Source organism: Niallia sp. MER 6 (genome assembly GCF_023714395.1).
Taxonomy (GTDB): Bacteria; Bacillota; Bacilli; order Bacillales; family Cytobacillaceae; genus Niallia.
This window is the reverse complement of sequence record NZ_JAMAUK010000030.1, coordinates 13,178-39,921: the sequence shown is the minus strand read 5'-3', so window position 1 is coordinate 39,921 and position 26,744 is coordinate 13,178. Positions and strand designations below refer to the sequence as shown.

The window sequence follows — 26,744 nt, the reverse complement described above, 5'->3', positions numbered from 1 at the left end:
ACCTCCATTCATTTAAACCTATATTACCAAACGTATGCTAAAACTTCTCCGCCAACTTGTTTAGCGCGAGCTTCTTTATCAGTAAGTACTCCTTGAGAAGTAGAAACTAGTGCGATTCCAAGACCGTTTAGTACGCGTGGTACTTCAGTTGCTTTCGCATATACGCGAAGACCAGGTTTACTAATACGTTTAAGTCCAGTAATTACACGCTCGTTGCTAGAACCGTATTTAAGGAAAATGCGGATGATTCCTTGTTTGTTATCTTCAATATATTCAACATCACGGATGAAACCTTCACGCTTCAAGATTTCAGCGATTTCTTTTTTCACATTAGAAGCAGGTACCTCTAATTTTTCGTGACGTACCATATTCGCATTACGGATTCTTGTAAGCAAATCTGCAATTGGATCTGTCATAACCATTGTTTTAACCTCCTTCCCATAATGGGGTTTTACCAGCTAGCTTTTTTCACACCAGGAATTTGTCCCTTATATGCTAATTCACGGAAACAAATACGGCAAAGCTTAAATTTACGGTACACAGAATGTGGACGTCCGCAGCGTTCGCAGCGAGTATATTCTTGTACTTTATATTTAGGCGTGCGTTTTTGTTTCGCAATCATTGACTTCTTAGCCACATTTACGCCTCCCTCTAATTAGAGATTACTTTTGGAACGGCATTCCAAATTGAGTTAATAATTCACGAGCTTCTTCATCAGTGTTAGCTGTAGTAACGATAACAATATCCATACCTCTAACTTTGTTTACTTTATCGTAATCAACTTCAGGGAAGATCAATTGTTCTTTAACACCTAGAGTGTAGTTTCCACGGCCGTCAAAAGATTTCTTAGAAACACCGCGGAAGTCACGAACACGTGGTAGAGAAACAGATACTAGTTTATCGAAAAACTCATACATGCGTTCTCCACGAAGTGTAACTTTCGCACCGATTGGCATACCTTCACGTAGACGGAAGCCTGCGATAGATTTCTTTGCACGAGTGATTACTGGCTTTTGACCAGAAATTACTGTCAATTCTTCTACTGCAATGTCCAATGCTTTAGCATTTGCAACTGCTTCACCAACACCCATGTTGATAACAATTTTCTCAAGCTTTGGAACTTGCATTACAGATTTATAGTTGAACTTGCTCATAAGAGCAGGTACAGTTTCTTTTGTGTACTTTTCTTTTAGGCGGTTCATTCATAGTACCTCCCTTCTTTTTTAAACTATTTATCTAGAATTTCACCGGATTTTTTCGCTACGCGTACTTTTTTACCATCAACAGATGTAGATCCTACACGTGTAGGTTCACCTGTTTTAGGATCGATAGGCATAACGTTGGATACATGAATAGCTGCTTCCTGGTCATTGATTCCACCTTGTGGATTCAACTGGGATGGCTTGTTGTGTTTCTTAACAATGTTTACTCCTTCAACTAGCACACGGCTCTTTTTAGGGAACGCTGCAAGAACTACACCAGTTTTGCCTTTATCCTTACCAGAGATGACCATTACTTTGTCACCTTTTTTAACATGCATCTTTTCGCACCTCCTTAAAGGCAATTGAATTTATGATTTATAGTACTTCTGGAGCTAATGATACAATCTTCATGAAGTTGTTATCGCGAAGTTCGCGAGCAACTGGTCCAAAGATACGAGTTCCACGTGGACTCTTATCATCACGGATAATTACACATGCGTTTTCATCGAAACGAATGTAAGTACCGTCTGCGCGGCGTACACCACTCTTTGTTCTTACTACTACTGCTTTTACTACGTCACCTTTTTTAACAACGCCACCTGGTGTTGCTTGTTTCACAGTAACAACGATGATATCACCGATATTAGCAGTTTTGCGGCCTGAACCACCAAGAACTTTAATAGTTAGTACTTCACGAGCACCAGAGTTGTCAGCAACTTTCAAACGTGATTCTTGTTGAATCATGTGTGTAACCTCCCTTCGGGATGAAGCTTATTCCGAACAATTAGATAATAACTGCTTTTTCTACTACTTCTACAAGACGGAAACGTTTTGTAGCTGATAATGGACGTGTTTCCATAATACGTACAACATCGCCAATTTTAGCTGTATTTTGCTCATCGTGAGCTTTATACTTTTTAGAGTATTTCACGCGTTTGCCATATAGTGGGTGTTTTTTGTACGTTTCAACAACAACAGTAACGGTTTTATCCATTTTGTCAGAAACAACACGGCCAGTATAGACTTTGCGTTGATTGCGTTCGCTCATCATACGAACCTCCTCTCACGTTATCGATTATTGACGCCGATTTCTCTTTCACGAATTACTGTTTTCATGCGAGCAATCGCTTTGCGTACTTCACGAATGCGAGCTGTATTTTCAAGTTGTCCTGTCGCTAATTGAAAGCGAAGGTTGAAAAGCTCTTCTTTTAAAGATTTAACTTTTTGTTCAATTTCTGCAGTGGTAAGGTCACGAATTTCATTAGCTTTCATTAGTTTCACCACCAATTTCTTCACGTTTTACAAACTTACATTTTACTGGAAGCTTGTGTGATGCAAGGCGAAGTGCTTCACGAGCGATCTCTTCAGAAACACCAGCAATTTCGAACATAATTTTACCAGGCTTAACAACTGCTACCCAACCTTCTGGAGCACCCTTACCGGAACCCATGCGGACTTCTAGAGGCTTTGCAGTGTAAGGCTTATGTGGGAAAATTTTAATCCAAACTTTACCGCCACGTTTCATGTAACGAGTCATCGCGATACGAGCGGATTCAATTTGACGGTTAGTAATCCAAGATGCTTCTAAAGATTGTAGACCGTATTCACCGAAAGTTACTTCTGTGCCGCCTTTTGCTTGACCGCGCATTTTTCCACGGTGTACACGACGGTATTTAACACGTTTAGGTAGTAACATTATTATTTGCCTCCTTCCTCAGTTTTCTTCTTCGTTGGAAGGATCTCTCCACGATAGATCCAAACTTTAACGCCTAATTTACCATAAGTAGTATCTGCTTCTGCTGTAGCGTAATCAATGTCAGCACGTAGAGTATGCAAAGGAACAGTTCCTTCACTATAAGACTCAGAACGAGCGATATCTGCTCCGCCTAGACGACCTGATACCATAGTTTTGATACCTTTAGCACCCGCACGCATTGAACGTTGGATAGCTTGTTTTTGAGCGCGACGGAAAGATACACGGTTTTCTAATTGACGAGCAATGTTCTCAGCAACTAGTTTTGCATCCATGTCCGCTCTTTTAATTTCAAGAATATTGATGTGTACACGTTTGCCAGTAAGTGAGTTTAAAGCTTTGCGTAAAGCTTCAACTTCTGTACCACCTTTACCGATAACCATTCCTGGTTTAGCAGTGTGAACAGTAACATTCAAACGGTTAGCAGCACGTTCGATTTCTACTTTAGAAACAGAAGCGTCGTTTAAACGTTTTGTAATGTACTCACGTACTTTAAGGTCTTCGTGTAAAAGATCAGCATAGTCTTTGCCTGCGTACCATTTAGATTCCCAATCACGGATGATCCCGACACGCAAACCGACTGGATTTACTTTTTGACCCACTGATTACCCCTCCTTCTTTTCTGATACAACGATAGTGATGTGGCTAGTACGTTTGTTGATTTGACTTGCACGACCCATCGCACGTGGACGGAAACGTTTAAGTGTTGGTCCTTCGTTAACGTATGCTTGCTCAACCACTAGGTTATTGATATCCATTTCGTAGTTATGCTCTGCATTTGCAATAGCAGACTTTAGAACTTTTTCAACGATAGGAGAAGCAGCTTTTGGAGTTAACTTCAAAATTGATACTGCTTCACCTACTTGCTTACCTCGAATTAAATCTACGACTAAACGAGCTTTACGAGGAGCAATACGAACTGTATTTGCAACAGCTTTAGCTTGCATGTGAATGCCCTCCTCTCATTAACGTCTTGTTTTCTTATCGTCACTTGCATGACCTTTGTAAGTACGGGATGGAGCGAATTCTCCAAGTTTGTGACCTACCATGTCTTCAGTGATGTAAACAGGTACATGCTTACGACCATCATAAACAGCGATTGTTTGACCGATGAATTGTGGGAAGATAGTAGAACGACGAGACCAAGTTTTGATAACTTGTTTCTTATCAGACTCACTTAATTTTTCGATCTTTGTTAGTAAATGATCATCAACAAAAGGCCCTTTTTTTAAGCTGCGACCCATGATTGAACCTCCCTTCGTGATTGTTCTACGGTTCTTATTATGAACCGTAGTTCAACCCCGTTATTTTTTACGGCTACGTACGATAAATTTATCTGATTTGTTTTTCTTCTTGCGAGTTTTAGCACCAAGAGTTGGTTTACCCCAAGGAGACATTGGTGATTTACGTCCGATTGGAGCGCGTCCTTCACCACCACCGTGTGGATGGTCGTTAGGGTTCATTACAGATCCACGAACAGTTGGGCGTTTGCCTAACCAGCGAGAGCGACCTGCTTTACCAATCTTGATTAATTCGTGTTGTTCGTTACCAACTTGACCGATTGACGCACGGCAAGTAGCAAGAACTAGACGAACTTCACCAGAATTTAAACGTACAAGTACGTATTTACCTTCTTTACCAAGTACTTGTGCAGAAGTACCTGCAGAACGAACCAATTGTCCGCCTTTACCTGGTTTTAATTCGATGTTGTGGATAACAGTACCCACTGGAATGTTAGCTAGTGGAAGTGCATTACCTGGCTTGATATCAGCCTCTGGTCCTGACATTACTTCTAAGCCAACTTCTAGATTTTTTGGTGCAAGAATGTAGCGTTTTTCACCGTCTACATAGTTGATTAACGCGATGTTAGCAGATCTGTTTGGATCATACTCAATTGTAGCAACGCGTCCTGGAATGCCATCTTTGTCACGTTTGAAATCAATCACACGATATTGACGCTTATGGCCTCCACCTTGATGACGAACAGTTAACTTACCTTGGTTATTACGGCCGCCTTTTCTGTGTAAAGGAGCAAGCAATGATTTTTCTGGAGTACTTGTAGTGATTTCACTAAAGTCAGAAGAAGTCATGTTGCGTCGACCATTAGAGGTAGGTTTGTATTTTTTAATCGCCATTTGTGTTCCCTCCTCTTCTCAGATATATATTAAGCTTCGAAAAATTCGATTTCTTTGCTGTCAGCTGTTAGTTTAACAATTGCCTTACGACGTTTGTTAGTGTAGCCTCCGAAACGGCCCATACGCTTGAACTTACCTTTGTAGTTCATGATGTTTACTTTCTCAACTTCAACGCCAAAGATTTCTTCTACAGCATCTTTAACTTGAGTTTTGTTAGCTCTAACATCAACTTCAAACGTATATTTTTTCTCAGCCATTAAGTCAGTAGAACGTTCTGTGATAACGGGGCGCTTAATAGTATCGCGTGCATCCATTATGCAAGCACCTCCTCTACTTTTTCAACTGCTGCTTTCGTCATGATTAATTTATCATGATTTAATACATCTAATACTGTAACATCAGAAGCAGATACAACAGTGATTCCAGGGATGTTACGAGCAGATAATGCTACGTTCTCATCTAGGTCAGCTGTTACGATAAGTGCTTTCTTCTCTACAGAAAGATTACCTAAAACAGTTTTGAATTCTTTTGTTTTTGGTGCATCGAAAGCAAGGCTTTGCAATACTAAAATGCTTTCTTCTAATACTTTAGTAGAAAGTGCAGATTTGATTGCTAGTCTGCGTACCTTTTTAGGCAATTTGTAGCTGTAGCTACGTGGAACTGGTCCAAACACTGTTCCACCACCACGCCATTGCGGAGATCTGATAGAACCTTGACGTGCACGTCCTGTGCCTTTTTGGCGCCATGGCTTACGGCCACCACCAGCAACCTCAGAACGAATTTTTGTTTTATGTGTACCTTGACGTAAAGAAGCTCTTTGCATAACAACTGCTTCGAAAAGAACGTGGTTGTTAGGCTCGATACCGAATACAGAATCCTTTAATTCGATATCTCCAGCTTGAGTACCGTCTTGGTTGAATAATGCAACTTTAGGCATTCTTGTTTCCTCCTTTCCGGATTACTAATTATGCTTTAACAGCACTTTTTACTTTTAATAGAGCTTTTTTAGCTCCTGGTACGTTACCTTTAATCAATAGAAGGTTACGCTCAACATCAACCTTAACGATTTCTAGGTTTTGAACAGTTACTTGCTCTCCGCCCATGCGTCCTGGTAATGCTTTACCTTTGAATACACGGTTTGGAGCTACTGGACCCATTGAACCTGGGCGACGGTGGTAGCGAGAACCGTGAGCCATTGGCCCGCGTGATTGTCCGTGGCGCTTGATAGAGCCTTGGAAACCTTTACCTTTAGATATTCCTGTTACATCAACGATATCGCCTTCAGCGAATACGTCTACTTTGACTTCTTGACCAACTTCGTACTCTGCTAAGCTAACTTCTCGCAATTCACGAACGAAGCGCTTAGGAGCAGTGTTTGCTTTAGCAACGTGTCCTTTTTCAGGTTTGTTAGACAACTTTTCACGTTTATCTTCGAAACCGATTTGAACAGCTTCATAGCCGTCTGTTTCAACAGATTTCTTTTGAAGTACAACGTTTTGAGCAGCTTCAACTACTGTTACCGGGATAAGATCGCCGTTTTCAGCAAAAACTTGAGTCATACCAATTTTTCTTCCTAAGATTCCTTTGGTCATTTCAGTCACACCTCCTGATAGTTATATATTTATTTCAATTAAAGTTTAATTTCGATATCTACACCTGATGGTAAATCCAAACGCATTAATGAATCAACAGTTTGTGGTGTTGGGTTCACAATATCGATTAGACGTTTGTGCGTACGCATTTCAAATTGCTCACGAGAATCTTTATATTTATGAACCGCACGTAGGATTGTGTATATAGACTTTTCAGTTGGTAACGGAATAGGTCCAGATACAGCAGCACCAGAACGTTTTGCAGTTTCAACAATTTTCTCAGCAGATTGATCTAAAATCTTGTGATCATACGCTTTTAAACGGATACGGATTTTTTGTTTTGCCATTATTTTCCCTCCTTTTCGCCTATTTTAAAATAGACATTCTCCGCAGAAATTTCCCACACACTCGCCATGGCAAAGCGGCCGGGTGTGTCAGCAACCTTCTGCATCATCGCAGTCAAAGACCAACATTGTCTATTATACATAAACATTCTAAGAAAAGCAATACTTAAATTATTTTTCTTTTTACGTTTTGTACACTTTGATTATTATACAGCGACTATCGTTATATTTCAACCCATTAATGAATAGTCATAAAATTACAATCTATTCTTCAATAATTATGTAGAATAATAAATAACAAAATTACATCATATATATAGAAGAAACTAAGATCACTTTCGTTATTTCTAAATAAAAACGAGCCGGTTAGACCGGCCCGTTTATTTTAAAGGTTATTATTCAACGATTGTAGCAACTACGCCAGCGCCTACAGTACGTCCACCCTCACGGATAGAGAACTTAGTACCTTCTTCGATAGCGATAGAAGAAATCAATTCAACATCCATTTCGATGTTGTCGCCAGGCATAACCATTTCTACACCTTCAGGAAGGTTGCAGATACCAGTTACGTCAGTTGTACGGAAGTAGAACTGTGGGCGGTAGTTTGTGAAGAATGGAGTATGACGTCCACCTTCTTCTTTAGACAATACGTAAACTTCAGCTTTGAATTTTACGTGTGGAGTAATTGTGCCTGGTTTAGCCAATACTTGACCACGTTGGATATCTTCACGAGCAACCCCACGAAGAAGTGCACCAATGTTGTCACCAGCTTCAGCATAATCAAGCAATTTACGGAACATTTCTACACCAGTTACAGTAGTAGATTTTTTCTCTTCAGCAAGACCGATGATGTCTACAACGTCACCGACTTTAACTTGTCCACGCTCAACACGTCCAGTAGCAACTGTACCACGACCTGTGATTGAGAATACGTCCTCAACAGGCATCATGAATGGTTTTTCAGTGTCACGAGCTGGTGTTGGGATGTACTCATCAACTGCAGCCATAAGCTCGTTGATTTTTTCTTCCCACTCTGCTTCACCTTCAAGAGCTTTAAGAGCAGAACCTTTGATAACTGGAATGTCATCACCAGGGAACTCATACTCAGAAAGAAGGTCGCGAACTTCCATTTCAACTAGTTCAAGAAGCTCTTCGTCATCAACCATGTCACATTTGTTCAAGAATACAACTAGGTGAGGTACACCAACTTGGCGAGACAATAGGATGTGCTCACGAGTTTGTGGCATTGGACCATCAGTTGCAGAAACAACTAGGATACCGCCGTCCATTTGTGCAGCACCAGTGATCATGTTTTTAACATAGTCAGCATGTCCTGGGCAGTCAACGTGTGCATAGTGACGAGTAGCAGTTTCGTACTCAACGTGTGCAGTTGAGATTGTGATTCCACGCTCGCGCTCTTCAGGAGCTGCGTCGATTTGGTCGTAACCTTTAGCTTCCCCACCGCCTGCTTTAGCAAGTACAGTAGTGATAGCAGCTGTTAGAGTTGTTTTACCATGGTCAACGTGACCAATAGTTCCGATATTTACATGGGGCTTTGAACGATCATATTTAGCTTTTGCCATTAGGAAAATCCTCCTTTGATTTGTAAAAATTAAGTATGGGAGCTGTGATATTTATATCACAGCTTTATTGCTTACATAGTAGTTATACTTCATTGAAAAGGTAAAATCAATCATTACCCTTTATTTTTTTTGATGATCTCTTCAGAGATTGATTTTGGCACTTCTTCGTAGTGGTCAAATGTCATTGAGAACACACCACGACCTTGTGTGCTAGAACGTAGAGTTGTAGCATATCCAAACATCTCAGAAAGTGGAACCATCGCACGAACTACTTGTGCGTTACCACGAGCTTCCATTCCTTCTACGCGTCCACGGCGAGAAGTGATGTTACCCATGATATCACCCATGTATTCTTCAGGGATGATTACTTCAACTTTCATTACTGGCTCAAGAATTACAGGGTTACATTTTGAAGCAGCATTTTTAAGCGCCATAGAAGCGGCAATTTTAAACGCCATTTCAGATGAGTCAACATCATGGTATGATCCATCAAACAATTTAGCTTTAATGTCTACCAATGGGTAACCTGCAAGTACTCCTCTTTCTAATGCATCTTCTAGACCAGCTTGAACTGGTGCGATGTATTCACGAGGAACAACACCACCGACGATAGCATTTTCGAATTCGAAGCCTTTACCTTCTTCGTTTGGAGCGAATTCGATCCAAACATGGCCGTATTGTCCGCGTCCACCAGATTGACGTGAGAACTTACCTTCAACTGCAGCAGAAGAACGGAATGTTTCACGGTATGCAACCTGAGGAGCACCAACATTAGCTTCAACCTTGAATTCACGACGCATACGGTCTACTAAAATATCCAAGTGAAGCTCACCCATACCAGCGATGATTACTTGTCCAGTTTCCTGGTTAGTATGTGCACGGAATGTAGGATCTTCTTCTTGTAGTTTTTGTAGAGCTGTTGTCATTTTATCTTGGTCAGCTTTTGATTTTGGTTCAATAGACAATTCAATAACTGGCTCTGGGAATTCCATAGACTCTAGAATTACTAGGTTTTTGTCATCACATAGAGTATCTCCAGTTGTTGTATCTTTTAAACCAACAGCTGCAGCGATGTCTCCAGCATGTACTTCTGTAATCTCTTCACGGCTGTTAGCATGCATTTGTAGGATACGTCCTACACGCTCACGCTTACCTTTAGTAGAGTTTTGTACGTAAGAACCTGAGCTCAATGTACCAGAATAAACACGGAAGAAAGTTAATTTACCAACATAAGGGTCAGTCATAACTTTAAACGCCAATGCAGCGAATGGCTCATCATCACTTGATGGTCTTGTTACTTCTTCTTCTGAATTAGGAATTGTACCTTTAATTGCTGGTACGTCTAATGGAGAAGGCAAGTAATCAATTACTGCATCAAGCATTTTTTGAACACCTTTGTTTTTGAAGGCAGATCCACAAATTACTGGATAGAATTCAACGTTTACAGTTCCTTTACGGATTGCAGCTTTCAATTCTTCTTTAGTAATTTCTTCTCCACCAAGATATTTTTCCATTAAGTCTTCATCAAGTTCTGCTACTGCTTCAACCAATTTTTCACGGTATTCTTCAGCAAGATCTTTGTACTCTTCAGGAATTTCTCTATCTTCAATATCTGTTCCAAGGTCATTACCATAGAACGTTGCCTTCATTTCAACTAGGTCAATAATGCCTTCGAATTGATCTTCAGCACCGATTGGAAGTTGAATTGCATGAGCATTAGCTTGAAGACGGTCATGCAAAGTTTTTAATGAATAAAGGAAGTCAGCTCCGATTTTATCCATTTTGTTAACAAATACAACACGAGGTACACCGTAAGTTGTTGCTTGGCGCCAAACTGTTTCAGTTTGAGGCTCAACACCAGACTGTGCATCCAATACTGCTACAGCACCATCTAATACACGAAGAGAACGTTCAACTTCAACAGTGAAGTCTACGTGTCCTGGAGTATCGATAATGTTTACACGATTACCTTTCCATTGTGCAGTTGTTGCTGCAGATGTGATCGTGATACCACGTTCTTGTTCTTGCTCCATCCAGTCCATTTGAGATGCACCTTCGTGAGTTTCACCAATTTTGTGGATACGACCAGTATAGTAAAGTACGCGCTCAGTTGTAGTCGTTTTACCAGCATCGATGTGAGCCATGATGCCGATATTACGAGTATTTTCTAAGGAGAACTCTCTAGCCATTGGTTTTTCTCCTTCCATAAGAAAGTATTTTTTAGATTTTTGATCTTACCAACGATAGTGAGCAAACGCTTTGTTTGCTTCTGCCATTTTGTGTGTATCTTCACGCTTTTTAACTGATGCACCAGTGTTGTTAGCTGCATCAAGAATTTCGTTAGCTAATCTCTCTTCCATCGTTTTCTCACCGCGAAGACGAGCGTAGTTAACTAACCAGCGAAGACCTAAAGTAGTACGTCTGTCTGGACGAACCTCCACTGGTACTTGATAGTTAGAACCACCAACACGGCGTGCTTTAACTTCAAGTACTGGCATGATGTTCTTAAGAGCTTGATCGAATACTTCGATAGCCTCTTGTCCAGAACGTTGTGCAACGATATCAAAAGCTGAGTATAGGATAGCTTGAGATTTACCTCTCTTACCATCTATCATCATTTTGTTAATCAAACGAGATACAAGTTTAGAATTGTATATTGGATCTGGTAATACGTCTCTTTTTGCTACAGGACCTTTACGTGGCATTTGATTTCCTCCTTTCAACCAATTGTTATATTATTTGTTTATTATTTTTTTGCTGCTTTTGGTTTTTTAGTACCGTATTTAGAACGACCTTGCATACGGTTGTTAACACCAGCTGTGTCAAGAGCACCACGTACGATATGGTAACGTACCCCTGGTAAATCTTTTACACGTCCTCCACGGATTAGTACAACACTGTGTTCTTGTAGGTTGTGACCAATTCCTGGGATGTAAGCTGTAACCTCGATACCGTTAGTCAAACGTACACGAGCATATTTACGCAACGCTGAGTTTGGTTTTTTCGGTGTCATTGTACCAACACGAGTACATACCCCGCGTTTTTGAGGTGAAGATACATCAGTTTGTGTTTTTTTGAAGCTGTTATAACCTTTGTTTAACGCAGGAGACTTCGACTTCTCTTGAGCAGATTGACGAGGCTTGCGCACTAATTGGTTAATAGTTGGCATTTAATTTTCCTCCCTTCCATTTATGTTTGAAGTCCACACATCCAGGTGGTTCATATTAGGGCAAAAACAAAGTTTTCATGGTTCAAATCCATAAAAACAGTTTTTAATTATTTATGGCAACAGTTGCTGCGCCTACTTCTATACCACATGATTTGCCGAGCTTCATCATGGAATCCACAAGTATGATTGGGATGTTCGCTTCATTGGCAGCTTCAGTTACCTTTCCAATTATAAATGGATCTGCATCTTCAGCAACTACTACTTCTGCTACTTTCCCAGCCTTTAACGCTTTTACTGTTTGCTTTGTTCCTACTACTATTTTTTTGGCCTGTGATACTTTTTCATAAGACATAAGATATCCTCCAAAGCAACAGGTGAATAGGAGCACCTTTGATATAGTATCATCTATGAAAATAGATGTCAATTCTTTTCCCAAAAAAATTAAATATTACTTACAATGAACCAACAGCAAGATCTAACTTACGGTTACACTTATTAGACCTTGCATATTGGGATTCATTGTTTTATACCAGTAAATTACTCAACTGGAACAGATTCTTCTGTTGTTTCGTCCACAGTAATTGGTTCTGCATGACGGTATCTAGGCATACCTGTACCTGCTGGAACAAGTTTACCAATGATAACATTTTCTTTCAATCCAAGCAATTCATCACGTTTACCTTTAATAGCTGCATCTGTAAGAACTCTTGTAGTTTCTTGGAATGATGCTGCAGATAGGAATGAATCAGTTTCAAGAGATGCTTTTGTAATACCTAGCAATACTGGTCTTCCAGTTGCAGGTAGTTTACCTTCTCTTAAAGCTTTTGCGTTTGCATCAGTAAATTGGTGAATATCTAATAGTGTACCTGGCAATACTTCTGTTTCACCAGCATCAACTACGCGCACTTTACGAAGCATTTGGCGAACCATTACCTCAACGTGCTTATCTCCAATTTCAACCCCTTGCATACGATAAACTTTTTGAACTTCGCGAAGAAGATACTCTTGTACTGCAGTAACGTTCTTCACTTTAATTAATTCTTTCGGATCGATAGAACCCTCAGTCAATTCTTGACCTTGTTCAACTCTATCATCAATCTTCACTTTAAGTCTTGCAGTATATGGTGCAGTATACGTTCTTGTTTCAAGTTCACCTTGAACTACAATCTCATGCTGACGGTCTCTTCCTTCGTTGATTCCGACAATAACCCCTGCCATTTCTGTAATAACAGCCTGACCTTTAGGGTTACGCGCTTCAAAAATCTCTTGAATACGAGGTAGACCTTGTGTGATATCGTCTCCAGCAACCCCACCTGTATGGAATGTACGCATTGTCAACTGAGTTCCTGGCTCACCGATAGATTGGGCAGCAATAATACCAACTGCTTCACCAACTTCAACTTCTTGGCCAGTTGCAAGGTTGCGTCCGTAACATTTTTTACATACGCCATGGCGAGTGTTACATGTGAATGCAGAGCGAATCCACACTTCTTTAATGTCAGCAGCTACGATTTCAACAGCAAGATCTTCTGTGATAAGCTCATTTTCTGCTACAATAACTGCATTTGTTTCTGGATGTCTGATTGGTCTTCTTGCATAACGTCCAATTAGACGCTCATCCAACGGCTCAATGATTTCTGTGCCTTCTTTAAGTGCTGCAACAAGCAAGCCTCTGTCTGTACCACAGTCATCATCACGGACAATGACATCTTGTGCTACGTCAACAAGACGGCGAGTCAAGTAACCAGAATCCGCTGTTTTAAGTGCTGTATCGGCAAGACCTTTACGAGCACCATGTGTTGAAATGAAGTATTCCAATACTGTTAATCCTTCACGGAAACTTGAGATGATAGGTAACTCGATAATTCTACCAGCCGGGTTGGCCATCAATCCGCGCATACCAGCTAACTGTGTAAAGTTAGATGCGTTACCACGGGCACCGGAATCACTCATCATAAAGATTGGATTTCGTTTATCCAATGATTTCATCAGTTTCGCTTGGATAACATCCTTAGCGGAACTCCAAATCGAAATTACTCTGTCATAACGCTCTTCTTCTGTGATTAGACCACGTCTGAATTGCTTCATAACATTGTCTACTTTACCTTGTGCTTCATCGATAATTTCTTGTTTTTCACCAAGAACGACGATATCTGCAACCCCAACTGTGATACCAGCTTTTGTGGAGTGTCTGAAGCCAAGATCCTTCATTCTATCAAGCATCTTAGAAGTTTCAGTGATTTTGAATCGCTTGAATACTTCCGCGATAATATTTCCAAGTATTTTCTTCTTGAACGGCTCAATGATTGGCATTGCTTGAATCGCTGCACGCACATCTGTGCCTTGCTCCACGAAGAATCTTTCTGGAGTCTTTTCTTCAAGATTAGCTTTTGTTGGTTCGTTAATGTATGGGAAAGATTCAGGAAGAATTTCGTTGAATACTAATTTCCCTACAGTCGTTAATAATAGCTGATTGTTTTGCTCTTCAGTGAATGTTTGGTTATTCAAAGAGCTTGCACGTACAGCAACACGAGTGTGTAAATGAACATAACCGTTTTGGTATGCTAACAGCGCCTCGCTCGTATCATTGAAGATCATACCTTCACCAACAGCGCCTTCTCTTTCAAGAGTCAAGTAATAGTTACCTAGAACCATATCCTGTGACGGTGTAACAACCGGTTTTCCATCCTTAGGGTTCAAGATGTTCTGAGCAGCGAGCATAAGCAATCTAGCTTCAGCTTGTGCTTCAGAAGATAATGGAACATGGACAGCCATTTGGTCACCATCGAAGTCAGCGTTATATGCTGTACAAACAAGTGGATGCAAACGGATAGCGCGACCTTCTACTAGAGTAGGTTCAAACGCTTGGATACCAAGTCTGTGCAATGTCGGTGCACGGTTAAGCAATACTGGATGCTCTCTGATAACTTCTTCTAAGACATCCCATACTTCTGGTTGTACTCTTTCGATTTTACGCTTAGCAGATTTAATGTTATGCGCCAAACCTTTTTCAACCAATTCTTTCATAACGAAAGGCTTGAATAATTCTAGTGCCATCTCTCTTGGAAGTCCGCACTGATACATTTTCAAGTTCGGTCCAACTACGATAACAGAACGACCTGAGTAGTCAACACGTTTACCCAGCAAGTTTTGACGGAAACGACCTTGTTTCCCTTTAAGCATATGAGAAAGAGATTTAAGCGGTCTGTTACCTGGTCCTGTAACCGGACGGCCACGGCGACCATTATCGATAAGCGCATCTACTGCTTCTTGAAGCATGCGTTTTTCGTTTTGAACAATGATGCTTGGAGCACCTAAATCTAATAATCTTTTCAGACGATTATTACGGTTGATTACACGGCGATATAGATCGTTAAGGTCAGATGTTGCAAAACGTCCACCATCCAATTGAACCATCGGGCGCAATTCTGGAGGAATAACAGGAAGCACATCTAGGATCATCCAAGAAGGCTCATTGCCTGAACCGCGGAATGCTTCTAGAACTTCCAGTCTTTTAATTGCACGTGTACGGCGTTGGCCTTGTGCTGTTTTCAACTCTTCTTTTAAGCCTTCTACATCCTTGTTTAAATCTATGTCTGAAAGAAGCTTTTTAATTGCCTCAGCACCCATAGATGCTTGGAATTTAACACCGTACTTGTCGCGGTAAGCGCGAAATTCTTTTTCAGAAAGAAGCTGTTTCTTTTCAAGTGCAGTATCACCTGGGTCTGTCACTACATATGAAGCAAAGTAGATAACTTCTTCTAAAGCACGTGGTGACATATCCAATACAAGACCCATACGGCTAGGGATGCCTTTGAAGTACCAAATGTGAGAAACAGGTGCTGCTAGTTCAATATGACCCATACGCTCACGGCGTACTTTAGCGCGAGTTACCTCTACACCACAACGGTCACAGACTACACCTTTATATCTTACACGCTTGTATTTCCCACAATGACATTCCCAGTCTTTTGTAGGACCAAAAATACGCTCACAGAATAAGCCGTCTTTTTCTGGTTTTAAAGTTCTATAGTTAATTGTTTCAGGTTTTTTTACCTCACCAAATGACCATGAACGGATTTTGTCCGGTGAAGCCAAACCTATTTTCATAAATTCAAAATTGTTTACATCCAACAAGGGTCCTACCTCCCTTTTGATCTTCAGGCTAAGCCCTACATACATTTGCTAATACGTGTTTAATTTAGGAAGGCTGACCCCTTTTCACTAGCGTCAGCCTCCCTCCAAAATTGCGTCAAGTTACTCTTGCATGCCTACTTTTTCTGATTCAGGCTCTTGTGCATCTGGTGCTATTGTTAGAGATTCAGCTTGTTGAATATCATCATCATCTTCTGTATCTCGCATTTCTATTTCTTCTTCTGTGCTGGATAGGATTTTAACATCCAATCCTAAGCTTTGAAGCTCTTTCATTAATACACGGAATGATTCAGGAACACCTGGTTCAGGTACATTCTCACCTTTTACAATGGCTTCATATGTTTTCACACGACCAACTACGTCATCTGATTTAACAGTAAGAATCTCTTGCAAAGTATAAGCCGCACCGTATGCTTCAAGTGCCCAAACCTCCATCTCACCGAAACGCTGTCCGCCGAATTGCGCTTTACCGCCCAATGGCTGCTGCGTAACAAGAGAGTAAGGACCAGTTGATCTAGCATGAAGCTTATCATCAACCATGTGTGCAAGTTTAATCATGTACATGACACCGACAGATACTCTGTTATCAAACGGTTCACCTGTACGTCCATCATAAAGAACTGTTTTAGCATCTTGAGCCATTCCAGCTTCTCTAATTGTTTCCCAAACATCTTCCTCACGAGCACCATCAAATACAGGTGATGCAACATGGATATTCAAGCTTCGTGCTGCCATACCTAAGTGCAGCTCAAGAACCTGACCGATGTTCATACGAGATGGAACCCCAAGTGGGTTTAACATGATATCAACAGGTGTACCATCAGGTAGATATGGCATATCTTCTTCAGGTAAGATTCGGGAAATAACCCCTTTGTTACCATGACGTCCCGCCATTTTATCTCCTTCATGGATTTTACGTTTTTGTACGATATAAACGCGTACAAGCTGGTTAACACCTGGTGGCAGTTCATCTCCGTCTTCACGGTTAAACACCTTCACGTCGTGGACAATTCCGCCGCCGCCGTGTGGTACACGAAGACTTGTATCGCGCACTTCACGTGCTTTTTCTCCGAAGATTGCATGAAGTAGACGCTCTTCTGCAGTAAGTTCTGTTACTCCTTTTGGAGTTACTTTACCAACAAGAAGGTCTCCATCTTTCACTTCAGCACCAACACGGATAATTCCGCGGTCATCCAAGTTGCGAAGAGCATCTTCCCCAACGTTTGGAATGTCACGTGTAATTTCTTCAGGTCCTAGTTTCGTATCACGAGACTCTGACTCATATTCTTCAATATGAATAGATGTATACACATCGTCTTTAACAAGGCGTTCGCTCATGATGATGGCATCTTCATAGTTATAGCCATCCCATGTCATGAAGGCAACAAGAACGTTTCTTCCTAGAGCCAGTTCTCCCAATTCCATAGAAGGTCCGTCAGCAAGGATTTCGCCTTTTGTTACTCTGTTTCCAACAGCTACAATTGGTCTTTGGTTGTAGCAAGTTCCTTGGTTAGAACGAATGAATTTAAGCATTCTATATTTATCTAAGTTACCTTTAACTTCTTGACCGTCAATAACAGTAACTCTTCTTACCCACACTTCACGTGCTTCAACATGTTCAACAATACCTTCATGCTTACAGATAACAGCAGCACCTGAGTCTTTACCAGAAACATATTCCATTCCAGTACCTACTCTTGGAGCTTCCGGCTGCATCAAAGGCACAGCTTGACGTTGCATGTTCGCTCCCATAAGGGCACGGTTCGAGTCATCATTTTCTAAGAACGGAATACATGCTGTCGCTGCAGACACAACCTGTTTAGGAGATACATCCATATAGTCGATGCGATCGCGTTTAACAACAGTGTTTTCCCCTCTGAAACGTGCAACTACTTCCTCATCTAGGAAAGAACCGTCATCTCCAAGGCGAGAATTCGCTTGGGCAACAACATAGTTGTCTTCCTCATCAGCAGTCAAGTAATCGATATGATTCGTTACTTGGCCTGTCTCTGCATCTACACGTCTATACGGCGTTTCAATGAAACCAAAACGGTTCACTTTCGCAAATGAAGACAAGGAGTTGATCAAACCAATGTTCGGTCCCTCTGGAGTTTCAATTGGACACATACGTCCATAGTGAGAGTAGTGAACATCACGAACTTCGAAGCCAGCACGTTCACGTGTCAAACCACCAGGTCCCAATGCAGATAAACGACGTTTATGAGTCAACTCAGCAAGCGGGTTTGTTTGGTCCATGAACTGTGAAAGCTGTGAGCTTCCGAAGAATTCTTTAATAGACGCAATAACAGGTCTGATATTAATCAATTGTTGCGGAGTAATCGTGTTTGTATCCTGAATAGACATTCTTTCACGAACTACACGCTCCATTCTTGATAAACCGATGCGGAATTGGTTTTGAAGCAATTCCCCAACAGAACGCAGACGTCTGTTACCTAAGTGGTCGATATCATCTGTCAGACCAACACCATGAAGCAGGTTAAAGAAATAACTGATTGATGAAATGATATCTGCAGGAGAGATGTTTTTAACAGCTTCCTCTACATATGCATTGCTAATAACGTTAATTTCTTTTTCTCCATCATCAATTGGTGCATAGATTTTAACAGATTGAACTGTTACATCATCTTCTAAAACGCCACCGTATGGGTTAAGAGTTTTAAAGCCGATGTTATTTTCCAAGTTAGGAATGATACGGTCCAATGCACGTCTGTCTAAAAGAGTACCCTTCTCTGCGATAATTTCGCCTGTTTCAGGGTCCACAAGTGTTTCTGCCAAACGTTGGCCGAACAATCTATTTTTGATATGAAGCTTTTTATTAATTTTATATCTACCTACATTTGCTAAGTCATATCTCTTTGGATCAAAGAATCTTGACACCAATAGACTTTTCGCATTTTCAACAGTAGGCGGCTCACCAGGACGTAAACGCTCATAAATTTCTAAAAGAGCTTTCTCCGTACCTTCTGTGTTATCTTTTTCAAGAGTATTTCGCAAGTATTCATTGTCCCCGATTAAGTCAAGAATCTCTTGATCGGATCCAAATCCTAACGCACGCAATAATACTGTTATTGGAAGTTTACGTGTACGGTCAATACGCACATACACTACATCCTTCGCGTCTGTTTCGTACTCTAGCCAAGCACCACGGTTTGGAATTACAGTAGCAGTAAATCCTTTTTTACCATTTTTATCTAATTTACCATTATAGTAAACACTTGGAGAACGAACTAACTGTGATACGATTACACGTTCTGCACCGTTAATTACGAACGTACCAGTCTCTGTCATAAGTGGGAAATCACCCATGAATACATCCTGGTCCTTTACTTCCCCTGTTTCTTTGTTAACAAGACGAACCTTTACACGCAATGGTGCTGAATATGTAACATCTCGCTCTTTTGATTCCTCGACAGAGTACTTTGGTTCACCTAAACTGTAGTCGATAAAATCCAATGATAAGTTGCCAGTAAAATCTTCAATTGGTGAAATATCTTGGAACATTTCACGCAATCCCTCATCTAGAAACCATTGATAGGAAGAGGTTTGGATTTCTATTAGATTTGGTAATTCTAAAACTTCACTAATTCGTGCATAGCTTCTGCGCTGGCGGTGTCGTCCATACTGAACAAGTTGACCTGTCAACTGATTCACCCCTCAAATCAAACGTTATAGTACATCTATTAACATCTTATAAACAGCATACAATGTTATTTATAAGACAAAAAGAAAAAGGGTTTTCAAAACAAAAAACCGCATTTTTCATATTTCAAGTATTATTTTGTTAGCTTTTCCGAAATCCACCAATTTTATACATTAATTGAATAAAAAAATGGATAAAAGAAAAATAATATATTGGCATTATACAATGCTATCACAACGATTCGGACTAGTCAATCCTTTTTGCTTTTATAATAAAATAACCTTTTTGCTTATCAACAACATCTACTTCTTGGAATAACTGTTCCAGTTTTTCCAAAGCAGATGGAGCTCCCTGTTTTTTTTGAATAACAACCCACAGCTCTCCATTATTGATGAGATGCTCATAGCTTTGTTCAAATATATCATGGACAACCTTTTTTCCTGCGCGGATTGGCGGATTTGTTAAGATACTTGCAAATTTGTTCCCTTTTACCTGCAGTAGTCTGTCACTCTCATAAATAACAACATTGCCAATTTGATTGAGAGCAGCATTTTCTTTCGCTAGTGCCAATGCTCTTTCATTGACATCAACCATATGCACTTTTCTATCCATTGCTTCTTTTGCAATAGAGAGTCCGATTGGACCATACCCGCAACCTACATCAAGTATGTCGCCATCAACTTCTGGGTATGTAAAAGCCTCGATTAATACCCGTGAACCGAAGTCTACTTCTTTCTTGGAGAACACCCCATTGTCTGTCTTAAAACGAAATTTGTTTTCTTTTAGGGTAAAGTCCCAATAATTTGGATCACTGCTAACATTCTGGGAACGAGAGTAATAATGTTCAGTCATACTTGACCACCTCCATGGAGATTTAATAGAAGAAATGCTTCCGAGGATATTAACAAAATGTATTTTAACATTTGTTTATTTCAAGGTCAAAAAAGCCCGCCTATGCAGCGGGCTTTTCCAAACTAACATTACTTAACTTCAACGTTAGCTCCAACTTCTTCAAGTTTAGCTTTGATTTCTTCAGCTTCTTCTTTAGTAGCTCCTTCTTTAACAGCTTTAGGAGTGTTGTCAACAAGTTCTTTCGCTTCTTTAAGACCAAGGCCTGTGATTTCACGAACAACTTTGATAACTTTGATTTTTTGATCTCCAGCAGATGCAAGAACTACATCAAACTCAGTTTTTTCAGCTGCAGCGTCTCCACCAGCAGCACCAACAACAGCAACAGGAGCTGCTGCAGTTACACCGAATTCTTCTTCAATAGCTTTAACTAGGTCGTTTAGTTCTAAAACAGTCATGTTTTTAACTGCTTCTAAGATTTGTTCTTTAGACATTATATTTTTCCTCCTTGTTTTGTATGTGTTTTATTAGGATACATGATAGTAGCGTAATAGATTACGCTCCTTGTTCTTCTTTTTGTTCTGCAACTGCTTTTGTAACAAGAGCGAAGTTGCGGATTGGTGCTTGAAGCACGCTGAGTAGCATAGAAAGAAGTCCTTCGCGAGATGGTAGCTCAGCAAGAGCTTTAACATCTTCAACAGAAGCGATATTTCCTTCAATTACACCCGCTTTAATTTCAAGCGCTTCGTTTTTCTTAGCGAAGTCGTTAAGAATTTTTGCTGGTGAAACTACATCTTCATTACTGAATGCAATAGCGTTAGGACCAGTCAAAGCATCATTAAGACCGCTTAGTCCAGCAGCTTCAGCAGCGCGGCGTGTCATTGAGTTTTTGTAAACTTTGAATTCAACGCCAGCTTCACGAAGCTGTTTACGAAGTTCAGTTACTTGAGAAACAGAAAGACCACGGTAGTCAACAACGATTGTTGATTTACTAGCTTTCAATTTCTCTGCGATATCAGATACAATTTGCTGCTTTTGTTCGATAATGCTGCTCATCTTTACACCTCCTGTAGAATTACATTCATACCGACAAATAAAATCCTCCACATCCGAAAAGACATGGAGGAATATACAATAGTCGTTTACACAACTGTTAAGTCTATCGTATTACCTCGGCAGGGAATTAAGCGTTAAGCACCTGCTGTCTTTGGTATAAATGTTATATTTATTTTAACAACAAGATGTAGTATAGGCTATCTATCTTGTTTTGTCAAATGCCAATTTTTATCAAACAGTAGAAGGATCTACTTTTACGCCAGGACCCATTGTTGAAGTAACAGAAACGTTCTTCATGTAAGTTCCTTTTGCTGCTGCAGGTTTTACTTTTTGCATTGTTTCAAAGATAGTTGTGAAGTTATCAACTAGTTTAGCATCTTCGAAAGATACTTTACCGATTGGAACGTGGATGTTTCCAGCTTTGTCCACACGGTATTCTACTTTACCAGCTTTAATTTCGTTAACTGCTTTTGTAACATCAAAAGTAACTGTTCCAGTTTTAGGGTTTGGCATTAAACCTTTAGGTCCCAATACGCGACCAAGTTTACCAACTTCACCCATCATGTCTGGAGTAGCAACGATAACGTCGAAATCGAACCAACCTTGTTGGATTTTAGTGATATATTCAGCATCTCCAACAAAATCTGCACCTGCAGCTTCTGCTTCTTTAAGCTTATCGCCTTTAGCAAAAACTAACACGCGTTGAGTTTTACCAGTACCGTGTGGAAGCACAACAGCTCCACGGATTTGTTGGTCAGCTTTCTTAGGATCTACTCCTAGACGGAAAGCAACTTCAACTGATGCATCAAATTTTGTAGTGCTTGTTTTTTTAACTAGTTCAATTGCTTCTGCAACTGGGTAAGCTTTAGTACGATCAACTTGCTTGATAGCTTCTAAATACTTCTTACCTTTTTTAGCCATAACTATATTTCCTCCTTGAATTGTGGTTTTAGCGGAATTACCTCCCACGAATAAAGGTTGCGACGCTAACAAAAGATGTCGCAACCTTAATCAACAGAACCATATTGGATATGGTTTAGTCTTCAATAACAATACCCATGCTGCGGGCAGTACCTTCAACCATACGCATAGCTGCTTCAACGCTAGCTGCATTTAGATCAGGCATTTTTGTTTCAGCAATCTCGCGTACTTTATCACGCTTAACAGTTGCTACTTTATTACGGTTAGGTTCACCAGAACCAGACTCAATACCAGCCGCTTTTTTCAATAAAACTGCAGCAGGTGGAGTTTTTGTAATAAATGTAAATGAACGGTCTTCAAAAACCGTAATCTCAACAGGAATAATTAAACCAGCTTGTTCAGCTGTACGAGCGTTAAACTCCTTACAGAATCCCATGATGTTAACACCTGCTTGACCTAGTGCTGGTCCAACTGGTGGCGCCGGATTTGCTTTAGCTGCTGGAATTTGCAATTTAACAACTTTAATTACTTTTTTAGCCACGAGACACACCTCCTTAAAGTCCGTGATGTGGTAATAGGGGTTTTCCCCTCCCACTCAACACATATAATCTTTATATTATCATAAAGAATGCGACAATATTCCATCTCATCTTTTGAGACATACTGACCTTTGAAATATTAACACTTTTTCTCGTTCATTTCAAGTTTTTCAGGTTAAAATTTTTCAATTTGTGTAAAATCAAGCTCTACAGGTGTATCCCTGCCGAACATATTCACTAAAACTTTTACTTTTGCTTTATCATTATCTATCTCTTCGACAGATCCTGTGAAGTTTGCAAATGGACCTTCATTTACTTTAACTGTTTCACCCAATTCAAACTCGATATCAATACGTTGTTCGTCAACGCCCATTCTCTTAAGAATAACTTGTACTTCGTCAGGCATAAGCGGAGTCGGCTTTGAACCAGAACCTGCAGATCCAACGAATCCTGTTACACCAGGAGTGTTGCGGACAACATACCATGAATCATCTGTCATCACGATTTCTACAAGCACATAGCCCGGGAATACCTTTCTTTTTACAACTTTCTTCTTGCCGTTTCTTATATCAGTTTCTTCTTCTTCTGGAACGATTACACGGAAAATTTTATCCTGCATTCCCATTGTTTCAACACGTTTTTCTAGGTTGGCTTTGACTTTGTTCTCATAGCCAGAGTAAGTATGTACTACATACCAATTTTTTTCCATATTTGAGGACTGTTATGTCCGTCCCTCCTTAACGCTATTTTACTCTTCATGCCTTATGTAATGCATTCATTTAAAAAGAGCAATCCCATAAAAAAGCTTAATAGTTATTTTCAAGCAATGAAAAAACCCGTTTCCGGGCTTTGTGTGTTTCCTATTGTGTTACCATTATACCATGAGTGGACAACAGTTATTCAAGTATTAAACGAATTAGTTCGGAAATTCCCATATCAACTAGTGCAAAGAACAAAGCAAAGAACACTACTGTCGCAAGGACGGTGATTGTGTAGTTAGTCAGTTCCTTTCTTTTCGGCCAACTAACCTTTCTTAATTCTCTGCCTACTTCGCGGAAAAAGTTAACAGTGCGTTGCATTTCGTTACCTCCATATTTAAAAGCGGGTAGCCTGTCTTAGCAGCATTTGCTATTTTGTCTCTTTATGAACTGTATGTGCATTGCATGTTTGACAATATTTCTTCACTTCAAGGCGATCTGTGGTTTTGCTGCTCATTGTCGAATAGTTTCTGGAGCCGCATTTTCCACAAGCCAATACAAGCTTATTTCTCATTAAATAACACCTACTACGTCCTTTATATCTCCCCAAACTGTAACATGGACATGAATGTATGTCAATATTAGTCAGTTAAATGCCTTTTCTGCGGTTTTGTTACTATCACAGTGAAAACTCCCGGATCTCCAGGTAGCGCTCAAGCTTTCTTTTAACCCTTTGGAGAGCGTTATCTATCGACTTTACATGCCTGTTAAGCTCTTCTGAAATCTCCTGATAGGATTGTCCATCTAAATACAGAGCTAACACTTTCCTTTCCAAATCACTCAGAAGCTCGGACATTTTCACTTCGATATGGTCAAACTCTTCTTGATTGATTATTAATTCCTCTGGATCTAATATCTTCGCTCCAGAAATAACATCCATTAATGTTCGATCTGACTCTTCATCGTAAATTGGCTTATCAAGAGAGACGTAGGAATTTAAAGGAATATGCTTCTGTCTTGTTGCCGTCTTTATTGCAGTGATAATTTGCCTCGTAATGCATAATTCAGCAAAAGCCTTAAATGACGACAGCTTGTCCCCTTTAAAATCTCGGATGGCTTTATACAAACCAATCATGCCTTCTTGAACAATATCTTCTTTATCAGCACCGATTAGGAAATAAGATCTAGCTTTAGCTCTTACAAAATTACGATATTTTTGAATGAGAAAGTCTAAAGCATCACTTTCTCCCTTATGAACTAATTCGACCAGTGTTTCATCATCAAGTTCTAAATACTTCTCAACACTTTCATTACTCTTACTCCTGTTGTCAGCACTCATTCAGATCCCCCCGACCGCACAATCATGGATAAAACCATTATACAGTAGGGTTTTTTTAAGCGTCAACAACTCATTTCTCGCCGCGGCGCCATTTTTCAAATAATTCTTCCATTTCTTTAGAAAGCGGTATCTTAATTACAGGCTTTCTTTCTTTAATTCGCTTTACTTTTTTTTCGATATTTTTTTCAATATCAGCCATTTCTATCAGGAGCTCTCTCGCTGAAATCCTTAGAGCTCCTTGTCCAAATATAGCCCACTGTTCAGTAAAATCCGATGTAGCAACATGAACTTGTGTTCTTCTATTGCTTAGCTCTTTTGCTAGCTTTTCGATTCTTTCATCAGCCGTTTCATTTTCCTTTGTGAAAATCACTTCAACCTTAGAGTTTCTGTACTTTTTTTCCGTACCCCTGACATAGTAGGCATCAAAAACTATGATGACACGATACCCTGAATACCCCTGATATTCTGCCATTTTCTCGAGCAAGGCATCTCTAGCAGCCGCCAAATCATTATTCTTCAACTTATTGAGCTCTGGCCATGCTCCTATAATGTTATAGCCGTCAACTATAAGTATATCCATCATTATCCCTCAATTGGATGGCGTTTACGGTATACCTCATACATTAAAAGTGCTGCAGCTACGGATGCATTTAATGATGTCACTGCACCTGCCATAGGCAGCTGGATAAGAAAGTCGCACTTGTCACGGATGAGCCTTCCCATCCCTTTCCCTTCACTTCCAATTACAAGGCCAAGCGGCATTGTTCCATCAAACCTGCGGTAATCTTCTTTGCCTTTCGCATCAGTTCCTGCGATCCATACTCCTCTTTCCTTGAGCTCATCAATCGCTCTGGCCATATTTGTCACCCTAACAACCGGGATATGTTCAATCGCTCCCGTCGATGCTTTAGCAACAGTTGCAGTCAGCCCTACTGCTCTTCTTCTTGGAATAATAATTCCATGTGCTCCTACAGCATCGGCTGTACGCATAATAGAGCCTAGATTATGCGGATCTTCAATCTCATCCAACAGCATAAAAAATGGTGCTTCATTTCGCTTTTCAGCAAGTGCGAACAAATCATCCATTTCAGCATATTGGTAAGCGGCAACCTGAGCCACAACCCCCTGGTGGTTTGCATCTACAAGTGTATCAAGCTTTTTCTTTGGCACAAATTGAACAAGTACATTCGAATTTTTCGCTAAACCGATCACGGTCTGCATTTGCCCTTTTTGGGAGCCTTCTGCAATAAGAATCTTATTGACATCCCTTTCTGATTTTAACGCTTCAATTACTGCGTTCTTTCCAACAATATAATCATTATCCACTATTGGTTCCTCCTACTGCTTTTCAATGATGGATAAGGCAGCTTGAATAATTTTTTCAAGCCGCTCCTCATCCTTAGACAAATATAAATACCCAAGCACAGCTTCAAAACCAGTGCTATACCGGTATGTTTGAACATCCGTATTTTTTGGTATACTCCCAGATTTTGCGTTTCTGCCTCTTTTCATGACCGCAAATTCTTCAGGTGTGAAAAAATCCTCCGCTATCAGCGCATGGACGACCTTTGCTTGCCCCTTTGCTGAAACATACTTAGTAGCTTCCCTATGGAGCTGGTTAGGCCTCACCTTGCCGCTATATAGAAGATGCCTTCTGACGTATATCTCCAGTACAGCATCACCCATATACGCAAGAGCCAAGCTATTCAGTTGTTTTTCATCAATATTCTTATCGTAAAGGAGCATTC

General features: G+C 40.3%; 35 protein-coding genes and 1 other annotated feature. All 35 genes read right to left on the bottom strand.

Annotation, left to right across the window (positions count from 1 at the left end):
• Window positions 1-23: 23 nt before the first annotated feature.
• A complete protein-coding gene (rpsH, locus tag M3600_RS23640) occupies window positions 24-422 on the bottom strand; it encodes a 30S ribosomal protein S8 (protein ID WP_233318694.1) in 399 nt (132 codons plus the stop codon).
• Window positions 423-451: 29 nt separating this feature from the next.
• Window positions 452-637 carry a 30S ribosomal protein S14 gene (gene rpsN, locus M3600_RS23635; protein WP_009499044.1) on the bottom strand — a complete coding sequence of 62 codons (186 nt, stop codon included), beginning with the start codon at window positions 635-637 and terminating at the stop codon, window positions 452-454.
• Window positions 638-662: 25 nt separating this feature from the next.
• Entirely contained in the window at window positions 663-1,202 is a 540-nt protein-coding gene (gene rplE / locus M3600_RS23630) for a 50S ribosomal protein L5 (protein WP_233318692.1), read from the bottom strand.
• 26 nt (window positions 1,203-1,228) lie between these two features.
• Window positions 1,229-1,540 (bottom strand): 50S ribosomal protein L24, encoded by a 312-nt coding sequence (gene rplX, locus M3600_RS23625; RefSeq protein ID WP_233318690.1) that lies wholly within the window; start codon window positions 1,538-1,540, stop codon window positions 1,229-1,231.
• 37 nt (window positions 1,541-1,577) lie between these two features.
• The gene (rplN, locus tag M3600_RS23620) at window positions 1,578-1,946 is read right to left on the bottom strand and encodes a 50S ribosomal protein L14 (protein ID WP_016204567.1); all 369 of its coding nucleotides are present in this window, start codon (window positions 1,944-1,946) and stop codon (window positions 1,578-1,580) included.
• 40 nt (window positions 1,947-1,986) lie between these two features.
• Entirely contained in the window at window positions 1,987-2,250 is a 264-nt protein-coding gene (gene rpsQ / locus M3600_RS23615) for a 30S ribosomal protein S17 (RefSeq protein WP_233318739.1), read from the bottom strand.
• A 20-nt stretch (window positions 2,251-2,270) separates the two neighbouring features.
• Complete coding sequence (gene rpmC / locus M3600_RS23610) at window positions 2,271-2,474, bottom strand: 50S ribosomal protein L29 (protein WP_003351417.1); 204 nt, start codon at window positions 2,472-2,474, stop codon at window positions 2,271-2,273.
• Window positions 2,464-2,898, bottom strand: coding sequence for a 50S ribosomal protein L16 (gene rplP / locus M3600_RS23605; protein ID WP_127742417.1), 435 nt, complete (start codon window positions 2,896-2,898; stop codon window positions 2,464-2,466). Before rplP ends, rpmC begins: the two co-directional genes overlap by 11 nt.
• Window positions 2,899-2,900: 2 nt before the next feature.
• The gene (rpsC, locus tag M3600_RS23600) at window positions 2,901-3,557 is read right to left on the bottom strand and encodes a 30S ribosomal protein S3 (RefSeq protein WP_127742415.1); all 657 of its coding nucleotides are present in this window, start codon (window positions 3,555-3,557) and stop codon (window positions 2,901-2,903) included.
• A gap of 3 nt (window positions 3,558-3,560) precedes the next feature.
• Entirely contained in the window at window positions 3,561-3,902 is a 342-nt protein-coding gene (rplV, locus tag M3600_RS23595) for a 50S ribosomal protein L22 (protein WP_233318686.1), read from the bottom strand.
• An 18-nt stretch (window positions 3,903-3,920) separates the two neighbouring features.
• On the bottom strand, window positions 3,921-4,199 hold the full coding sequence (gene rpsS, locus M3600_RS23590) for a 30S ribosomal protein S19 (protein WP_233318684.1): 279 nt from the start codon (window positions 4,197-4,199) through the stop codon (window positions 3,921-3,923).
• Between the two features lie 60 nt (window positions 4,200-4,259).
• On the bottom strand, window positions 4,260-5,090 hold the full coding sequence (rplB, locus tag M3600_RS23585; protein WP_233318682.1) for a 50S ribosomal protein L2: 831 nt from the start codon (window positions 5,088-5,090) through the stop codon (window positions 4,260-4,262).
• 29 nt (window positions 5,091-5,119) lie between these two features.
• Complete coding sequence (gene rplW / locus M3600_RS23580) at window positions 5,120-5,404, bottom strand: 50S ribosomal protein L23 (protein ID WP_144458335.1); 285 nt, start codon at window positions 5,402-5,404, stop codon at window positions 5,120-5,122.
• On the bottom strand, window positions 5,404-6,027 hold the full coding sequence (rplD, locus tag M3600_RS23575; RefSeq protein ID WP_233318680.1) for a 50S ribosomal protein L4: 624 nt from the start codon (window positions 6,025-6,027) through the stop codon (window positions 5,404-5,406). The genes rplW and rplD overlap by 1 nt, the downstream gene beginning before the upstream one ends.
• 28 nt (window positions 6,028-6,055) lie before the next feature.
• On the bottom strand, window positions 6,056-6,682 hold the full coding sequence (gene rplC, locus M3600_RS23570) for a 50S ribosomal protein L3 (protein ID WP_233318678.1): 627 nt from the start codon (window positions 6,680-6,682) through the stop codon (window positions 6,056-6,058).
• Between the two features lie 38 nt (window positions 6,683-6,720).
• Window positions 6,721-7,029: a 30S ribosomal protein S10 gene (gene rpsJ, locus M3600_RS23565; RefSeq protein WP_233318676.1), complete on the bottom strand. Its 309-nt coding sequence runs from the start codon at window positions 7,027-7,029 to the stop codon at window positions 6,721-6,723.
• 392 nt (window positions 7,030-7,421) lie between these two features.
• A complete protein-coding gene (gene tuf / locus M3600_RS23560) occupies window positions 7,422-8,609 on the bottom strand; it encodes an elongation factor Tu (RefSeq protein ID WP_233318674.1) in 1,188 nt (395 codons plus the stop codon).
• Between the two features lie 113 nt (window positions 8,610-8,722).
• Window positions 8,723-10,798: an elongation factor G gene (gene fusA, locus M3600_RS23555; RefSeq protein WP_233318672.1), complete on the bottom strand. Its 2,076-nt coding sequence runs from the start codon at window positions 10,796-10,798 to the stop codon at window positions 8,723-8,725.
• Window positions 10,799-10,843: 45 nt separating this feature from the next.
• Window positions 10,844-11,314, bottom strand: a complete 471-nt coding sequence (rpsG, locus tag M3600_RS23550; RefSeq protein ID WP_127742395.1) for a 30S ribosomal protein S7 — start codon at window positions 11,312-11,314, stop codon at window positions 10,844-10,846.
• Between the two features lie 41 nt (window positions 11,315-11,355).
• On the bottom strand, window positions 11,356-11,778 hold the full coding sequence (gene rpsL, locus M3600_RS23545) for a 30S ribosomal protein S12 (protein ID WP_233318670.1): 423 nt from the start codon (window positions 11,776-11,778) through the stop codon (window positions 11,356-11,358).
• Between the two features lie 103 nt (window positions 11,779-11,881).
• On the bottom strand, window positions 11,882-12,130 hold the full coding sequence (locus M3600_RS23540) for a 50S ribosomal protein L7ae-like protein (RefSeq protein WP_233318668.1): 249 nt from the start codon (window positions 12,128-12,130) through the stop codon (window positions 11,882-11,884).
• A 185-nt stretch (window positions 12,131-12,315) separates the two neighbouring features.
• The gene (rpoC, locus tag M3600_RS23535) at window positions 12,316-15,915 is read right to left on the bottom strand and encodes a DNA-directed RNA polymerase subunit beta' (RefSeq protein WP_233318666.1); all 3,600 of its coding nucleotides are present in this window, start codon (window positions 15,913-15,915) and stop codon (window positions 12,316-12,318) included.
• A gap of 120 nt (window positions 15,916-16,035) precedes the next feature.
• Entirely contained in the window at window positions 16,036-19,596 is a 3,561-nt protein-coding gene (gene rpoB / locus M3600_RS23530; RefSeq protein WP_233318664.1) for a DNA-directed RNA polymerase subunit beta, read from the bottom strand.
• Between the two features lie 244 nt (window positions 19,597-19,840).
• The gene (locus tag M3600_RS23525; RefSeq protein WP_233318662.1) at window positions 19,841-20,446 is read right to left on the bottom strand and encodes a class I SAM-dependent methyltransferase; all 606 of its coding nucleotides are present in this window, start codon (window positions 20,444-20,446) and stop codon (window positions 19,841-19,843) included.
• 128 nt (window positions 20,447-20,574) lie between these two features.
• Window positions 20,575-20,937: a 50S ribosomal protein L7/L12 gene (gene rplL, locus M3600_RS23520; RefSeq protein ID WP_192486434.1), complete on the bottom strand. Its 363-nt coding sequence runs from the start codon at window positions 20,935-20,937 to the stop codon at window positions 20,575-20,577.
• A 61-nt stretch (window positions 20,938-20,998) separates the two neighbouring features.
• The gene (gene rplJ / locus M3600_RS23515) at window positions 20,999-21,499 is read right to left on the bottom strand and encodes a 50S ribosomal protein L10 (RefSeq protein WP_192486435.1); all 501 of its coding nucleotides are present in this window, start codon (window positions 21,497-21,499) and stop codon (window positions 20,999-21,001) included.
• 29 nt (window positions 21,500-21,528) lie between these two features.
• Window positions 21,529-21,672 (bottom strand) — a sequence feature (ribosomal protein L10 leader region).
• Between the two features lie 58 nt (window positions 21,673-21,730).
• Window positions 21,731-22,420 carry a 50S ribosomal protein L1 gene (gene rplA / locus M3600_RS23510; protein WP_192486454.1) on the bottom strand — a complete coding sequence of 230 codons (690 nt, stop codon included), beginning with the start codon at window positions 22,418-22,420 and terminating at the stop codon, window positions 21,731-21,733.
• A gap of 115 nt (window positions 22,421-22,535) precedes the next feature.
• On the bottom strand, window positions 22,536-22,961 hold the full coding sequence (rplK, locus tag M3600_RS23505; protein ID WP_141434103.1) for a 50S ribosomal protein L11: 426 nt from the start codon (window positions 22,959-22,961) through the stop codon (window positions 22,536-22,538).
• A gap of 173 nt (window positions 22,962-23,134) precedes the next feature.
• Entirely contained in the window at window positions 23,135-23,668 is a 534-nt protein-coding gene (gene nusG / locus M3600_RS23500; RefSeq protein WP_192486436.1) for a transcription termination/antitermination protein NusG, read from the bottom strand.
• Window positions 23,669-23,855: 187 nt separating this feature from the next.
• Window positions 23,856-24,038, bottom strand: coding sequence for a preprotein translocase subunit SecE (secE, locus tag M3600_RS23495; RefSeq protein WP_192486437.1), 183 nt, complete (start codon window positions 24,036-24,038; stop codon window positions 23,856-23,858).
• 49 nt (window positions 24,039-24,087) lie between these two features.
• Window positions 24,088-24,231: a 50S ribosomal protein L33 gene (gene rpmG, locus M3600_RS23490; protein WP_192486438.1), complete on the bottom strand. Its 144-nt coding sequence runs from the start codon at window positions 24,229-24,231 to the stop codon at window positions 24,088-24,090.
• Between the two features lie 105 nt (window positions 24,232-24,336).
• Window positions 24,337-24,996: an RNA polymerase sporulation sigma factor SigH gene (sigH, locus tag M3600_RS23485; protein WP_192486439.1), complete on the bottom strand. Its 660-nt coding sequence runs from the start codon at window positions 24,994-24,996 to the stop codon at window positions 24,337-24,339.
• Window positions 24,997-25,066: 70 nt separating this feature from the next.
• Window positions 25,067-25,576, bottom strand: a complete 510-nt coding sequence (locus tag M3600_RS23480; RefSeq protein ID WP_192486455.1) for an NYN domain-containing protein — start codon at window positions 25,574-25,576, stop codon at window positions 25,067-25,069.
• 2 nt (window positions 25,577-25,578) lie between these two features.
• A complete protein-coding gene (rlmB, locus tag M3600_RS23475; RefSeq protein WP_192486440.1) occupies window positions 25,579-26,322 on the bottom strand; it encodes a 23S rRNA (guanosine(2251)-2'-O)-methyltransferase RlmB in 744 nt (247 codons plus the stop codon).
• A 12-nt stretch (window positions 26,323-26,334) separates the two neighbouring features.
• Complete coding sequence (locus tag M3600_RS23470; protein WP_192486441.1) at window positions 26,335-26,742, bottom strand: Mini-ribonuclease 3; 408 nt, start codon at window positions 26,740-26,742, stop codon at window positions 26,335-26,337.
• Window positions 26,743-26,744 lie beyond the last annotated feature (2 nt).